General features: G+C 58.2%; 13 protein-coding genes and 3 pseudogenes. 7 read left to right on the forward strand and 9 right to left on the reverse strand.

What is annotated here, in order from left to right; genetic code table 11:
- Positions 1–41: 41 nt before the first annotated feature.
- Positions 42–482: pseudogene (locus DQ393_RS26495) on the forward strand (type 1 glutamine amidotransferase domain-containing protein); the annotation flags it as partial.
- A 253-nt stretch (positions 483–735) separates the two neighbouring features.
- Here the strand turns inward: DQ393_RS26495 and DQ393_RS26500 are convergent.
- Both DQ393_RS26500 and DQ393_RS26505 read right to left on the reverse strand, forming a co-directional pair.
- Positions 736–1,731, reverse strand: a complete 996-nt coding sequence (locus DQ393_RS26500) for an MDR family oxidoreductase (RefSeq protein ID WP_112344675.1) — start codon at positions 1,729–1,731, stop codon at positions 736–738.
- A 40-nt stretch (positions 1,732–1,771) separates the two neighbouring features.
- A complete protein-coding gene (locus DQ393_RS26505) occupies positions 1,772–2,524 on the reverse strand; it encodes a FadR/GntR family transcriptional regulator (RefSeq protein WP_112344676.1) in 753 nt (250 codons plus the stop codon).
- Between the two features lie 142 nt (positions 2,525–2,666).
- Between DQ393_RS26505 and DQ393_RS26510 the strand changes: the two genes are divergently transcribed.
- A complete protein-coding gene (locus DQ393_RS26510; RefSeq protein WP_245430463.1) occupies positions 2,667–3,203 on the forward strand; it encodes an ABC transporter permease in 537 nt (178 codons plus the stop codon).
- Positions 3,203–3,991: an ABC transporter permease gene (locus DQ393_RS26515; RefSeq protein ID WP_112344677.1), complete on the forward strand. Its 789-nt coding sequence runs from the start codon at positions 3,203–3,205 to the stop codon at positions 3,989–3,991. Before DQ393_RS26510 ends, DQ393_RS26515 begins: the two co-directional genes overlap by 1 nt.
- 151 nt (positions 3,992–4,142) lie before the next feature.
- On the opposite strand, the pseudogene DQ393_RS26520 reads toward DQ393_RS26515, so the two are convergent.
- Together DQ393_RS26520 and DQ393_RS26525 are read right to left on the reverse strand one after the other, a co-directional pair.
- Positions 4,143–4,400 (reverse strand): annotated as a pseudogene (locus DQ393_RS26520) (IS110 family transposase); the annotation flags it as partial.
- A 290-nt stretch (positions 4,401–4,690) separates the two neighbouring features.
- Positions 4,691–5,896 (reverse strand): polyhydroxyalkanoate depolymerase, encoded by a 1,206-nt coding sequence (locus DQ393_RS26525; protein WP_112344678.1) that lies wholly within the window; start codon positions 5,894–5,896, stop codon positions 4,691–4,693.
- Positions 5,897–6,011: 115 nt separating this feature from the next.
- Here DQ393_RS26525 and DQ393_RS26530 point away from each other — a divergent pair.
- Positions 6,012–6,664 (forward strand): annotated as a pseudogene (locus tag DQ393_RS26530) (glutathione S-transferase).
- Positions 6,665–6,716: 52 nt separating this feature from the next.
- Positions 6,717–6,887, forward strand: a complete 171-nt coding sequence (locus DQ393_RS26535; RefSeq protein WP_432422032.1) for an SDR family oxidoreductase — start codon at positions 6,717–6,719, stop codon at positions 6,885–6,887.
- A gap of 73 nt (positions 6,888–6,960) precedes the next feature.
- Here DQ393_RS26535 and DQ393_RS26540 read toward each other — a convergent pair whose 3' ends face one another.
- Positions 6,961–7,503: an AAA family ATPase gene (locus tag DQ393_RS26540; protein ID WP_112344679.1), complete on the reverse strand. Its 543-nt coding sequence runs from the start codon at positions 7,501–7,503 to the stop codon at positions 6,961–6,963.
- Between the two features lie 305 nt (positions 7,504–7,808).
- On the opposite strand from DQ393_RS26540, the gene DQ393_RS26545 reads away from it, so the two are divergent.
- Positions 7,809–8,813 carry an aldo/keto reductase gene (locus DQ393_RS26545; protein WP_112345181.1) on the forward strand — a complete coding sequence of 335 codons (1,005 nt, stop codon included), beginning with the start codon at positions 7,809–7,811 and terminating at the stop codon, positions 8,811–8,813.
- Between the two features lie 136 nt (positions 8,814–8,949).
- On the opposite strand, the gene DQ393_RS26550 is transcribed toward DQ393_RS26545, so the two are convergent.
- The 4 genes from DQ393_RS26550 to DQ393_RS26565 form a co-directional block, all read right to left on the reverse strand.
- The gene (locus DQ393_RS26550) at positions 8,950–9,222 is read right to left on the reverse strand and encodes a transposase (protein WP_162737005.1); all 273 of its coding nucleotides are present in this window, start codon (positions 9,220–9,222) and stop codon (positions 8,950–8,952) included.
- 7 nt (positions 9,223–9,229) lie between these two features.
- Positions 9,230–10,666, reverse strand: coding sequence for an HlyD family type I secretion periplasmic adaptor subunit (locus DQ393_RS26555; protein WP_112344681.1), 1,437 nt, complete (start codon positions 10,664–10,666; stop codon positions 9,230–9,232).
- Positions 10,667–10,680: 14 nt separating this feature from the next.
- Positions 10,681–12,396, reverse strand: coding sequence for a type I secretion system permease/ATPase (locus DQ393_RS26560; RefSeq protein WP_112344682.1), 1,716 nt, complete (start codon positions 12,394–12,396; stop codon positions 10,681–10,683).
- A 104-nt stretch (positions 12,397–12,500) separates the two neighbouring features.
- Positions 12,501–13,076, reverse strand: a complete 576-nt coding sequence (locus DQ393_RS26565) for a PE-PGRS family protein (RefSeq protein WP_112344683.1) — start codon at positions 13,074–13,076, stop codon at positions 12,501–12,503.
- A 600-nt stretch (positions 13,077–13,676) separates the two neighbouring features.
- Here DQ393_RS26565 and DQ393_RS26570 point away from each other — a divergent pair.
- Complete coding sequence (locus DQ393_RS26570; RefSeq protein ID WP_112344684.1) at positions 13,677–14,762, forward strand: hypothetical protein; 1,086 nt, start codon at positions 13,677–13,679, stop codon at positions 14,760–14,762.
- The last annotated feature ends 247 nt before the right edge of the window (positions 14,763–15,009 follow it).

Below are 15,009 nucleotides of genomic sequence, written 5' to 3' on the forward strand. Positions count from 1 at the left end.
GAACCAAAATTTCTACGCGGCGCTTCTTGAAAGCGCCGCATCCGGGCGGTCATGCTCCCATGCAAGATCTTCTGGTGAGTTCCGAACTCGGCAAGCTGCTGACCTACTTCCATGAGACCGGCAAGCCGACCGCCTTGGACTGCCATGGTCCTATCGCTCTGCTTTCAACGCTGCCCGACGCCCAGGCCTTTATCAGGCAGTTCGAGACGAGCGGAACAGAAAAACCGCAAACGAACTGGGCCTATGCTGGCTACAGATTCACCGTCTTCAGCAACCAGGAGGAAGAAATGGCCAAAGGCCTGTTGGGTGGCGATGCGATGAAATTCTGTCCGCAGGATGCACTCACCCGAGCGGGCGGCCAGTACAGTCAAGCTGACACAGCATTCTCACCCCGTGTTGTGACAGATCGCGAGCTGATTACCGGACAGAATCCTGCGTCAGCCTTGGCCGTAGCGCACGAACTGTTGGTCCGACTGAAGTAAGATGGCCGCCGCCACGTCCGCCAGCGATTTCCCGCAGGTTATTTTCTAATCGGCCTGCCGCTCTCTCCTGCGGCCGGCTTTGTTTTCAGGTGATGATATCCGGATTCAATGTCTTGTGTCCCAACCATCGGTTACTACCCATCCAAATCCGTTCGCCTCCCGCAGAAGAAAAACTTGCTGACGCAGCTGGGCCAGGAAATTCAGGTGGAATGGCGATTTGCGGTAGGGCGGCAGATCGCGCGCCGGAGCAGCCTTACGGTGCTATCTTCACCACGACACGCCCCCTGATTTTGCCCTCGACGATATCCTGAGCGAGGCTCGGAAGCTCGGAGAAGGGCTCGATCCTCGCCAATGTCCCGATCCTTTCCACTTTCAGGTGTTCGGCCAGGGTCTGCCATGCGCGGATCCGTTTGGGCATCGGCGCCACAACGGAATCAATGCCAAGCAGTGCCACGCCGCGCAGGATATGCGGGAGCACCGTTGCCGACAGGTCTGCGCCCCCCGCAAGGCCGCAGGCAGCAACCGCTCCGCCGTAGACGGTCTGTGAAAGTGCGTTTGCAAGCGTCGTCGAGCCGACGGAATCAACCACGCCGGCCCAGCGCTCCTTTTGTAGAGGGCTGCCCTTTTCTGAAAGCGATGCCCGGTCAACGAAAGCGCTCGCGCCGAGCGACCCGAGATAGTCCCATGTTTCCGAGCGTCCGGTCGATGCGGTTACTTTGTAACCCTTGTCAGCGAGCAGGCTGATCGCCACCGAGCCGACACCGCCCGCCGCACCGGTCACGAGAATTTCGCGATCGTCGTTGGCGATCGTACCCCAATCCTCAAGCGCATTGACACAAAGCGCCGCCGTGTAACCGGCCGTTCCAATTGCCATTGCCTGCGAAAGACTGAAGGTTTCGGGCAGCGCGATCAGCCATTCCGCTTTCAGGCGCTGAAATCGCGAATATCCGCCCCATTCTGTTTCCGACAGACCCCAGCCATTGACGATGACCTTGTCGCCTGGCGCCCATTTGTCCGATCGGGATTCAACCACGATTCCGGCAAGGTCGATACCTCCGACCATGGGAGTACGCCGGGCTATCCGTCCTTTGCCGGTCAGGGCCAGACCATCCTTGTAATTGACGGTCGAATAATGCACCTCGACGAGAACATCATGATCCGGCAGATCGGAGAGTGAAAGCTGGCGGAAACCCGCCTGCGGCTTGCCATCGGCCATGTCGATGACCATTGCCTGGAATGTATCGGACATGCGTCCCCCTTCTCACACTTGAAGTCGGCCGTTCGTCTTGTCAGGTCTGAGGCGCCACCTTCATCCTGTCGCGTGCGTCCATCGCGGTCGCGTAGCTATTACGAATGTAGGCCAGCAGGTCCGCCAATGCCTTTGTCGCCGTCTCGGTGTCGCGCTTGGCGACGGCCTCCATGATCTGCCGGTGAAAGCCAGCGACCTTGCGACGCTCGCGAACCCGGAACACGATCATGTTGGTTATGGGGATGAAGGACTCGATCACCGTGTACATCATGAGCTTCAGCGGGCCATTGCAGGTGGAATCCACCAGCGCACGATGAAAGCGCACGTCGGATGCACAGAAGTCCTCGTCACTGATCGTCTCGTCGCGCTGGATCTCGATCTCCGCCGCCATTCGCTCCAGATCGGCAGCGCCGTGATTTTCGCAGGCGAGCCTGCAACAGATCGTCTCCGTCTCAAGGCGGGCCGTAATGATCTCGTGGATATCGAAGGCGCCGATGCCGACTAGCAGGGTTGCTGCTGCGGTGATCGCTTTGGAAAGCCCTTCCGGATCCGGCCTCTTGACGAAGTTTCCGCCGAGCGGGCCGCGCCTTGAATGGATGAGATTTTGCGCTGCCAGACGTTTCAGCGCCTCGCGCACGGTTGGCCGCGATATGCCGAAGCTTCTCGCGAGATCCTCTTCCGTGGGAAGCCGCTCGTCGATCTTCAGGCGGCCATCCATGATGGCGGACTTTATGTTCTCCGCAACCTGCTTGGCGATGCCAGCCCTCACGACCTCATCAAATTTCAACGTCATTGATTGTCACCCTTACCTCGATTTCATAGATGCCACGGCCGCTTCGAAAACGCCACTGAAAATTGAATATAGGTTTGACAAATATCGGATAGACGATAACCTGCCTTCGATCCAGATAACCAAGGGGAACGAAATTGGGCTCGTGCTGTCGCCGCTTCTCGTCGGCATTGTCATCCGCAGTTACGGGTGGACGATCCTTCTTGGGAATAACGGCATCATCAACAAGACGCTGATGAATTTGGGCCTGATCGATCGTCCGGTCGGCCTGATGTACAACGTCCTCGGCATCGTCATTGCGCTCGTTCACGTCTTCCTGCCCTTCATGATCCTGCCGTTGATGAGCGCGCTGCAGGGGATCGACCCATCGTTGACGTCGGCCGCACGCTCGCTTGGCGCCGGAAAGCTGACGGTCTTCACGCGCGTAATCCTGCGGCTGGCCATGCCGGGTATCCAGGCGGGCTGCATTCTGGTGTTCGTGCTTTCATTGAGCGCCTATGTGACTCCCGCCCTGATCGGTGGCCTGAGGGTGAAGACGATGGCAGTCAGCGTCGTTGACGCGCTGATCGACACATTCCAGTGGCCATTCGGCTCCGCCATGGCGCTGACGCTTTCCCTCACTGGAGCGGTGATCGTCGTGATCTTTGCGCGGCTTACCCGCATGAAATGGAAGATGAGCTGATGTCCAAGCATATGTTGAATGGCTATTGCCTCATGATTTACAGCTTTCTCTTGCTGCCCATTCTCGTGGTCGTCGGTGCCTCCTTCAACGCGGGCGCATTTCTGACCTTTCCGCCCCAAGGCTTCTCATTTCGATGGTATGTCGTCTTCTTCCATAACGATGTCTTCTGGCGTGCCATCCGAACCTCGCTTTGGGTCGCAGCCGTCTCGACCCTGATTTCGGGTGTTACCGGCACGATGGCTGCAATGTTCTACACGCAGCATGCGGGACGATGGAAGGAGAGTGTCCGGCTTGCGATGCTGTTGCCGCTGCTTTTGCCGGAAGTTCTGACAGCGATCTCGCTTCTGTTCTTTGTCTACGCTATCGGCATCGGCACGACGACAATGGCTGGCATGCTGATTGGGCATGTGCTCATGACGCTGCCCTTCGTTTTCATCAACGTGTCTGCGGCGATGGAAGCCTATGAACCGTCATGGAGCCTTGCCGCCCGCAGCCTTGGTGCGGAACCATTCACGCGGTTCAGACGTATCATGCTGCCGTTGATCAAGCCCGGCGTGATCGGCGGCTGCCTGTTCGCGTTCATCATCTCGTTTGACCTCTTCACGATATCGTTCATGTTGAAGAATGTCGGAACGGCCACGCTTCCGATCCAGATCTACGATTATCTCAGGACGAACTTTACCCCGGAGGCGGCGTCAGTATCGACATTGTCTATCGTGATGACGCTGGTCGTGGTCGTGGTCGTTGTCTCCGAAAAACTGCTCGGCCTGCGGATACACCGTTTTTGAACGGTCTTTCGATCCTGCGAAATGGCAGTGGCGCGGGAGCGACGTTATGTGGAATGAGAAAGTTCGCCTATGCTTTCGTGCAGTGTTGGAGGTTCAGTCTTCCGGCTAATTCCAATACGACATGGTCTGTGCCGCTGACGGCAGGCAGGACCCGATCGACCAGAGGCTTAGCAAGTTGTGGTGCGATCACTTTTACCTCATGCCCGAATGAGGCGAGCAGCCGTGCCCAATGATGCGAACCACCATAGGCCTCGATCGCGACCAAAGTTGGCGGGCAGGTCGTGAAGAAGTCGATCATCTCCTTGCGCCGCATTTTCTCACGCAAGACCGACTTCTCTTCAGCATTCACGCCATGCAGCTGAAAAACATGTTTTGACGTATCCATGCCAATACGAATAATCTTGTCCATCGGCGGCCCCTCCGATTGAGATCTCAACAGCTCATTCTGGCACATTTCGATGCCGTTCAGGGCCATCCACTCCGACATTAAGAGCTAGGTAGGCGGATCGGCCCCCCCCCTTGGGGATAGCTGGCCTATGCGAGCGGCATTTCCCAAAGGCTGTGACCGCTTTATTCGCCAGCGCGGATTGTCGGCCGATTGCAGAAAGGCCCGCTGTAGTACAGCGGGCGTTTGCGTATCTCGAATCTGGCTGAAGGTGGTCACAGGGACGCAGGCCTTCAGGCGGTCGGGCGGGTCTCCTACTCCATCGCCAGGATCATGTTGCGCACGACAGGGTAGATCTCCTTCTCCCAGCGGCGGCCGTTGAAGACGCCGTAATGTCCGACGTTGGCCTGCAGGTGGTGGCGCTTCAGGTGAGGGCGCAGCGAACGACAGAGGTCGTGGGCGGCCGAGGTCTGGCCCAGGGCGCAGATGTCGTCGCGCCCGCCCTCGACCGTCAGGAGTGCCGTGTTGCGGATCAGGCCCGGATCGACCTTACGCCCGCGATGGGTATACTCGCCCATCGCCAGTTCGGCCTTCTGGAAGACGCGGTCGATCGTCTCGAGATAGAATTCTTCCGTAAGGTCGAGCACTGCGAAATATTCGTTGTAAAAGGTCTTGATCTTCTCGGCTTCGGCCGTCTCGCCCTTTGCCAGGTGCTCGAAGAGCTTGCGATGGGCGGTCTGGTGGCGCTCCATGTTCATGCTCATGAAGGCGCTGAGCTGGACGACGCCCGGATAGACCCGCCGCCCGCCGCCGGCAAAGCGCAACGGAACGCAGCTGATCAGCGAATTCTCGAACCATGCGAGCGATTTCGAGACGGCGAGTTCGTTGACCTTCGTTGGGCTCTCGCGCGGGTCCACCGGACCGGCCATCAGCGTCATTGTTCTTGGCGTGGCGGGATGCCTAGCTTCCGACATCACGGCAACGGCCACGAGCGCCTGGACGCAGGGCTGGCAGACGGCAAGGATATGTCCGCCTGGGCCGATCTCCTCCAGGAAGCGGATGATATAGTCCACGTAATCGTCCATGCCGAAGCGTCCGGCGGAAAGCGGAACGTCGCGAGCGTTGGCCCAGTCGGTGATATAGACGTCGTGGTCGCGCAGCAGCGTCTGCACCGTCCCCCTCAGAAGTGTCGAGAAATGGCCGGAGAGCGGGGCGACGACGAGCACCCGAGGCCGTCTCGTATCGACGTCCGCGGAAAAATGCAGCAGCTTGCCGAAAGGCAGATCGAGGGCTGTCTCCAGGGTGATCGGCACCTCGCGATTGCCGATCGTCACCGATGTTATGGCGAAGTCCGGACGTTCGTGAGTGAGCTGGAACCGGGAGATCATCTCCATCGCCGCCTCGAAGTAGCGGCTCAGGTCACCACTCCAGAAGCTCGAGGAAAACATCTCGAGGCGTCGCGCCCAATCGCGTATCGGGGCGAAGAGGTCATCCTGGAACTGATAGGCCTGGTAGAGCATGACGCGTCTCCTGCATCGCGACAGAATTTCACGATGCAAAAATGCTAGTGCAATATTTCTTGCGATGCGAGAAGATTGTCTGCGAAAGCAATGTTGTTCGAAGGATGTGGGTAGAATGACGCAAGCGACACTGACGATTTCCTCGAAGAACTATTCCTCGTGGTCGCTGCGCGGCTGGCTCCTGTGCCGGATGGCGGGGCTAGATTTCACCGAAGTGCTCGTCGAACTGGATGACAATGCCCGTCAGGAGCTTCTGCTGCTTTCGCCTTCGGTGCTCGTCCCAAGACTGACCCACGACGATGTCACTGTGTGGGATACGCTGGCGATTGCCGAATATCTGCACGAGATCGCTCCCAAGGCCGGCCTCTGGCCCGCTGCGCAGGCAATACGCGCACGCTGCCGATCCGTCTCCGGCGAGATGCATTCGGGCTTCCACAATCTGCGTTCGGCACTGCCGATGAACTTGAAGTCAAGGCACGAGAGCTTCAAGATCTTCTCGGGGGCGCGGCCGGATGTCGAGCGCGTCAAGACGATCTGGACCGAATGCTGGATGCCAGTGGCGGCCCCTGGCTCTTCGGTGGTGCTCCGACCATTGCCGACGCCATGTACGCGCCGGTCTGCGCGCGGTTCCGCACTTATGCAGTGGAACTCGAACCGCAACTGGCAGCTTACGCCGACACCGTCTTGTCCTGGCCGCTCATGATCGAATGGACAGCCGGCGCGATCGCCGAGCCGGACGAAATCGTCGAACTGGAAGTGGAATTCTGAGCAGCCGGGGCTATCGAGCCTGTCCCAGCTGAAACATAGCGAATTGTACGGGTTGAAGAATGCTAATTATCAGCGGAGCCTTACATCGCTCGGTCGATTGGGCGAGCCCCGTGAAGTCGCCAGCGCAGTCTCGTTCCTGGCTGGTCCCGCTGCTAGTCTGATCACCGGCGCAGTTCTCAATGTAGACGCCGGCTTCAACGCCTTCCGAGACAGTTTGGAATGAGACATTGAGGCATCTTCATGTCTGAATGGCGCCCGCGTTTCGCGTGCGAGGCATCGTATCGCGTCAACAGCGGTTATCGCATATTGTGGCCGCCCGGATCGCATCTGGAAAGGATATCGTCTACGACGGACACGAGCGGCGCAGTCGCATCAATGATCGTAGCGTTGCCGGGCATTTCTTCCTTTGTGCCATGAAGCTTCAAGACGAATTCTTGCTCGTCAGGCTTGCCTCCAAACTCGTCTTGGGGTCGCTCAGACAACCTCCTCTTCAACGTGTCGATATCGACGTCGAGAACAAACACCTCATCAAACAATTTGATAAAGCTATGGAAATTCCTGCAGCCCCCGCAGAAAAAAGACAGTCGGTGCCCCTTGTCGGCCAGCAGCGACTTAACTTTTTCGACGTCCCAAATGTGATGATGATGTCCTAAGGCACTATCCAACATACTCGGATCGAGCATCGAGAAATCGAGCGGTCGTCCGGTTAAAGGGTCGCCCTTATAAGCTAGTTCGCGGTCACCGTGGAGAGCATGATAACCGCGCCGCTGCAGTTCTGTGGCTACCGAAGTCTTGCCGCTGCCGGACACACCCTCGATCAAATAGTTCCTTTTGCCCATTTCGCCCTCAGGTGTGAATGAATACGCTCGCTTGGCCGCCAAACGCGACGGCCGATCAATGATGCAGACCTATATCATGCGTGTGATATTTCGTCGGCGTTATACGATGCGCCCCATAGCTTCCTGACCATTCCAGCTGAACCTTCCTGTGCGGGGACGGGAGGCCGATATGACGCTGCTTCCTATGGCGTTGCCGCCAAGGGCTGTTTTTCATCGATGAAAAATACCCTGCGGATTTGGATGTTTATCACTTGGCGGTCTCTGCCTATTTCTGTCTGCAAAGGCAGACGATCGCGGAGGATGACATGCTGACCAAGCCTGGTAGCGCAATCACAATGGCTCTCTGGAACGGCCGAGACATTCCTCGCCTGGGCATGGGGTGCTGGGCGATTGGCGGTCCGTTTTATGCCGGCGACGTGCCACTTGGCTGGGGTGAGGTCGATGATAATGAATCGGTTCGCGCTATCGAGCGGGCGGTGGATCTCGGCATTCGCTTCTTCGACACCGCTTCGAACTATGGCGCCGGGCATTCCGAAGAGGTGGTCGGCAGGGCGATCGGCGATCGAGACGACATCGTCATAGCTACCAAGTTTGGCTTTGCCACGGACGAGAAGACCAAACAAATGACGGGTGCCTTCGCCGACCCTGCTTTTATCCGTCAGTCTGTCGAGACGTCCTTGCGTCGTCTGCGCCGTGAACGCTTGGACCTGCTGCAATTCCATCTCAACGATTTTTCGCTCGAAGCCTCGGATGAGGTTTTTGAGACACTCGAAACGCTGAGGGCCGAAGGCAAGATCGACGCTTTCGGCTGGAGCACGGACCATCCGGATCGCGCCGCACGTCATGTGCATCGGCCGGGCTTCGTATCGATCCAGCATACGATGAACGTCTTCGAGCCGGTTCCGGCGATGATCGAACTCGTCGAGCGCTACGGCCTGATTTCCATCAATCGCGGTCCGCTCGCCATGGGTCTGCTCAGCGGCAAATTCACTCTGGATAAAAGTGTCGGCGAGAAGGACGTGCGTGGCGCAAGTCTCGATTGGATGGTCTACTTCAAGGATGGTAGGATCGCTCCCGAATTTGCTGCGCGGCTGGAGGCGGTCCGAAAACTGCTGACCGAAGACGGCCGCACGCTCACACAGGGTGCGCTCGCATGGCTCTGGGCGCGTTCGCCGCGCACGCTGCCAATTCCCGGTTTCCGCACGGTTGCGCAGGTCGAGGAAAATGCCGGCGCCTTGGCGAAGGGGCCATTGCAAGCAGATGTGATGGCGAAAATCGATCAAGCGCTGTCTGAATTCCAACCAAGCTGACCAGATCCGGCGGTGCGTCACATTGAGACTTTCTCTTCTTGCATCCCCTTGGGGAGCTCCCTCGTCCAATATGTGCGCGTTCCTGATAGACAGGGCCGGGGGTGCTTGTTGCCGCCTCCCGGCCTGAAGGTTGGATTTACCCTTTCGGTGTTTTTGCCAGCATCTCGCTCAGCGTTGCTGCCGAGAGCATGGCTTCGGCCAGAAGCTTCTTGAGCTTCTGGTTCTCTTCCTCCAGTGCTCTCACCCTTTTGGCATCGAAACCGGCATTTCCGAACTGCAGGGATTGCCACCGATAGAAGGTCGGCTCGCTGATGCCGTGCTTGTGGCAAACATCTGCTACCTTCACCCCGGCCTGGTGTTCCATCAGAATGCCCGTAATCTGGTCGTCGTCGAATCTTCTCTTGCCCATCACCGCTTCAGTCCTCACGAAATGCTCTGTTGAAGCTGTCGAGAAGTGGTCTGATAGCATAGAACGCCACGCTGCTTTTGCCGGTTTCGATCAGCGTCTGTGCGGGCATGCCTGCGATCAGCTCGACATCGCTCATTTTCGTCAACCGCTCGTCCGTTACACGGATTGTCGCGGCAAAGTAGGGCTGGCCGCTCTGCGTATCGGTGAGACGATCCGCCGATACATACTCGACCCGACCTTTCAAGAGTGGAACACGCCGCTGATTGTATGGAAGGAGGTGAACCTGCGCCTCGAGCCCCGCATGGACGAGATTGATGTCTTCCGGCCTGACGTGGGCGGATACGACAAGGCGATCGGCACCGGGGAGAAGGTCGACAAGCGGTTCGCCGGCGCCAATCACCCCACCGGCTGTGTGGATGCGCAGGTTCATGATTGTTCCATCGTCGGGAGCACGGATATCGGTCCTTGAAAGCTGGTCGTCGATCGCCCGCAAGCGCTCGCGCAACTGCATGATCTGGCCTTCCGTGTCGCGCATGCCCTGTGCGACTTCGCTCAACCGGTCGCTCTCAAGCTTTGCGAGATCGGCCTGTGACTCGCTGATGACCTGGTAGGCGCGGGAGATCTGCGCCTCTACCTGACCCTGCTGGCCATCCAGATCCGCTTTTTCCCGCTGGAGGTTGAGAAGTCTGCTTTTTCTTTCCAATCCTTTGGCGTTGAGCACCGTGACCTGATCCAGTTCTTCCTGCGAGATTGCGGCCCTGTCGGCCAATGCTGCCTTTTGTGCGCCAAGTCCGACGATTTCCTGCCGTACCTGCGCGATTTTTTCATTGGTAATCCCGACTTCCGCCTGCATGACCCGGCGCCGCGCTTCGAAGATTTTCTGTTGCCCAGTCAGAATCGCGCCAACCGAAGGATCCCTGTCCATTGCCGCCCGGAGGTCCTGCGGATAGGCGACATGATCACCGCCCGTCTGCTCTACAAGCAAGCGCGCGCGGCTTGCTTCGGCGTCCCAGAGTTGCCCTTGAATGCTGTCGCGCTCCGAGCGAAACTTCGTATCGTCGAGTTCTATGATGATCTGCCCGGCCGTGACCGCATCGCCGTTTTTGACAAGTATCCGTCGCACAATTCCGCCTTCCAGATGCTGAATGGTCTTGCGGCTGGACTCCGGTTCGATAACGCCCGGTGCAATCGCCGCGCTCTTCAGCGGCGCCAGAACCGACCAGGCTCCCAATCCGACTATAAAGACGCCGATCAGCAGGTTGCCTGTCCAAACAACGCCTCTGAGCCTCGGCATGGGCGAAGGAGGGGCGGGGCCGCGCTGTTTCGGGTCGATCACCGGTGAATAGGCCTGTCGCTTGGCCGTCGATCGTCGAGCGAACCGCTGGCCTGTCCTTGACGAATTTGAAAACCTCGCCAGCATTGCGTCCAGGTGAACAAGGGTCATGGCGGCGTCCCTCCCTACGTTCCTGTTCGAGATGGCGGTTGAAGATAGGTTTCGTAAATCCGCTCGCTCTCGCCGAAGGCCGCCACCGTCCCGTTGCGCATAATGGCAATCTTGTTGGTGACCGGCAGGATCCCCATCCGATGCGTTATGATGACGACGGTCATTCCCCTGGATTTCATGCGTTCGATTGCCCTGAACAGCATGCGTTCGCCGTCATAGTCCAGGCTCGAGTTTGGATCGTCGAGAACGACAAGGGATGGGTTTCCATAGGCGGCCCGCGCCAGTGCCAACTGCTGGCGCTGAGCTCGAAGCAGCAGGTTTCCGCCTTCGCCGATATCGGTCTCGTAGCCCTGGGGCAGCCGCATGATCGCTTCGTGCAATCCAACCAGCTTCGCGGCATCGATCGCTTTGACGGGATCTCCTCCGTCAAGCCGGCCTATCACATCCTTGATTGCGCCGCCGAAGAGTTCGATGTCCTGGGGCAGGTATCCGACATGATGGGTTCCCCCGCAAAGGCGCAGAGCCGATATGTCGACACCACCAAGAAGAGCACATCCGCCGGTTGCCTGCACAACACCTGCCATGACGCGGCCTAGTGTCGATTTTCCCGATCCCGACGGGCCGATGAGCGCTATGCAATCGCCCGGCGCGAGGCGCAATGTGATACCGGTCAATATCTGCTTGTTGGCGAATGGCTGAATATAGCTGACGTTATCGAGAACCAGGCCATTGGGCTCTGGTTGCGGCACCGTTCGGGGATCGTGTTCCGCCGCAACGGCGATCAGCATTCCATTCAAGCGATTGAAGGCATTCCGCGCGAAGGTGAAAGAGCGCCATGCACCTATTGCGCCCTCGATGGGTGCCAGCCCGCGCCCGAGCAGCAAGCTCGCAACGAAGATGATTCCTGGGCTGCTGTTGCTCGCGAGCACCAGCCATGTCGCCGATCCCATCATGAGGATCTGCGCGAGCGTGCGGATTGCCTTGGAGAAGCCAAGAATGATCTCCGTCCGATGCATCGCGATGTCCTGGACCCTTCTTGCCATTTCCGCATCGCGATAGACGACCAGTGCCGCGCCATACTGCATGCCCATGGCCCGGATCACCTCGATGTTTTTGAGGGCGCTCGCAAATCGCTGATAGCTCCTCGAAAGGGCAAGATTGGCTCGGGCAAGCGGCTCTTGCGTCGCCAGTTCCGTCAGGAACGCAAACAGCAGAAGCGCAACCGCGCTCAAAAGACCGATGGTCCCAAGCAGCGGATGAACAAGAAAGAGCAGGAGCAGGAAAATTGGCGCCCAGGGAACGTCGAAAAAAAGGGAACTGGCCGGTGAATCGAGGAACTGGCGTAGTGCGGCGAGGTCCCTGTAGCATTCCGTGGCGGCTCCCGCATTGGCGCGAGCGGCATATTCGAATGATGCGGTGAGCACCATCGGCCGTAACCTGTGATCCAGCCAGCTGCCGATGCGCGAAAGAGCTGCCCTACGAACGATATCCAGCGTTGATCCGACCAGCACGGCAACGGCGATGATCATCGTCAGCATCAGAAGCGTGTCGGCGCTTCGGCTCGACAGGACCCTGTCATAGATCTGGAGTAGATAGATCGAAGGCGCCAGAAGGAAGAGATTGTAGCCGCAGCTATAGAGGAAAACCAATCCGAAGGCTCCGGCACAAGCCCGGAGCGCAACAACGAGCTGTGTCTGTGGGCGCGATAGCTTTGCAGAAAGCGTTGCCATTATCAGATCTCGCTGCGCTTGATGCCGACAAGAAGAGGCTGCTGGCTGATTTTGCAACCTGTGAGGGTCGCCGACCGAAGCCGGCGACCTTCAGGATCTGAGTTTCAGGAGCCCAGATGGCTGAGATCGATATGACCGAAGTCGTTTACGAAATGATCGAGAGCATTGTTCACCGTCGTCGTTTCTGGATCGGTGTGAACCAACGCTGACGAGATATCTCCGCCTCGAGCGATGTTTCCGTTACCACCATTGCCGCCGACGCCTGCGAGGATGGTAGCATGCTGATCAGCCAGAAGCTGCGTATACTGGGTCCCGGTCGTCGCGGCGCTCACCGCAGCGACGTCGCCACCACTCGAGCTTCCTTGACTGCCGTCGGAGTGAGAATCTCCCCCCGCGCCGCCGGCGCCAGTGTTCGTAACCGCCGCCAGGAAGCCGTTCTGGGCCTGAGTAAAGCCACCGCTTCCGCCACCGCCGGCGGTCCAATCGGCCGTCTGCCAAACATGATCGCCGTTGTGCAAATCGGTCGATGCTCCATCGACTGTTTGCACATTGGCGACATACGCAACCGGGTTGTAGTCGATATTCCCATGGCTGTAGCCATCACCGCCATTACCGGCATTGGCATCGCCCGCATTTGGATCATTGAGTTGAATCGTGTCAGACATTTGTGGAATAGGCATTGATGTCCCTCCTTCTACTTCGTTTCGTCCGAGTTTGTTCTACGGCGTGGGTATCCAGCATCTCATCGCCAGCCAATACAACCGCAGGTAAATATTACCCGCGATTTGATCTGTGAGCTATCTAGCTAATCGGCGACGTTCCTTCGGGCGTATGGTTGGAGGTGACAGAGCGATATTCCGGGTTAGTCGTTATGGATTTGGCTCTGGGGGGCACGATCATGATGATATCTGCGATCCGGTCGAAGCGACGCCGTTCTTCAAATCAAAGGCTATCCGGCAAAACGGCTGAATTCCGGGGGTCCGATCAGGCTGCGCTTGGCGAGGAGATCCTGTTCGAAGGTTGAAAACGAGTGTTTTCCGCCGCGAAAGATGGCTTGTGCGACGCCGAACCTGTAAACCAGGGGGTGGATCTGGCGCTTTTAAGCGCGCATAACGGGTGCCGCATCCATGACAGCCAAATGGCTACGGAACTAGCCGACTGGATGTAGACGAATTGCAGGCTCTGTTTTTTTCACCTTCAGATGCACAATGCCCTGAACAATTCAGGCGGCATATGCTGCTCGCTTGGAACGTGCGGTTGATCGCGCAATGGAGACGGTAATGACGGAAGTTCGTCCCTTATCGGAAGACTTGCCCAAAACAGGCACCGATCAAAACCTCGCCCCCAATTCGGCTGCGGGACATCTGGCGCTGGTGCCGACCTGGCTTCCATTGGATGTCGCTTCTGGTCCGAGCTACAATTCTGCCGGCAGCGGTGGTGACGGGATAAGCGTAGGCGTGATCGACAGCAACGCTTTGGCCGTCTTCATGCCCTCCAATGCCGCTATTGCAGGACCTCATTCGGCTGCCGACGCCTTCCAGGGCAACGATGCGCTCATCAATCAGCATCCCACCGAAATGGCTGGGATAGGCGGGAATGGCGGAAGCGGCAATGTTGCCATCGGCGGCGGGGGCGTCAGTCATGCGGGCACCGGGGGCAATGGTCTCTTCTATGGCGGCCTCGTAAGCACCGACGTCGCACTGTTTGCCCCCGTAAATGCTGCCGTTGCGGCAGGCCCTGGCGCGGTGGCTCACGCCGATCAATCGAACAATGCCCTGTTCCTGCAGGGTGCAACCCAGATTGGTGGCGTTGGCGGCTCGGGAGGGGACCATAATGTCGCAAGCCATGATGCATCGATGAGCCCGGGAACTGCACTTACATTTACCGGCGACAATTATGCCGGCCACGGCGGCAATGGATTTTTCGTCGGCAGCATGGTCGACGTCAGCGTGGCTATTTTTTCACCGATCAACATCGCCGTGGGCGCGGCAGGCGGCTCGGCGGAGGCTCATCAGACAAACAATGCAATTTTTGATCAGGGCACCGTGCAGATTGCAGGCATCGGTGGCGACGGCGGTGGCTTCAACATGTCGTCGGGGACGATCTTTACCGGCAGTCATGAGGGCGGCGGTGGCGGGATCGGATCGTCAACCGGCAGCATGGTAGACGTCAATCTCGCTTATTTCCATCCTATCAACATCGCCGTTCCCGCCGGCGGGACGGCGGACGCCCAACAGATCGATCATGTTCTCTATGATCAGCATGCGCTTCAGCTGGCCGGCATCGGTGGCCACGGCGGGGGCGGCAACCTCACGGACGCCCACTCGGCTCTCGTGGACGACATTCTGAGCTTCATCCATACCTAGCGGATAGAATCCCATTTGCATTGCGCGAGCTCAACTGCGCAAAATCCGTTCTTCCTGCCATTTTTCCAGCCGCATGCCGGATCGTCTCGGGCGCTCGGGCTTTCGCCTCGTGGGCCGACATGCCGCGGAACACATTTCACTGAGGTACCAACAATCGACCATGCCTTGTCCGCATTGGTCGTCGATTGCTGCTGCCTTGAGTTGAGATGCGGGATCAAGTGCAAGTTGATCGATAGCTTCTTCTATC

The sequence above is a fragment of the Martinezella tropici genome (genome assembly GCF_003287875.1).
Lineage (GTDB): Bacteria > Pseudomonadota > Alphaproteobacteria > Rhizobiales > Rhizobiaceae > Rhizobium > Rhizobium tropici_C.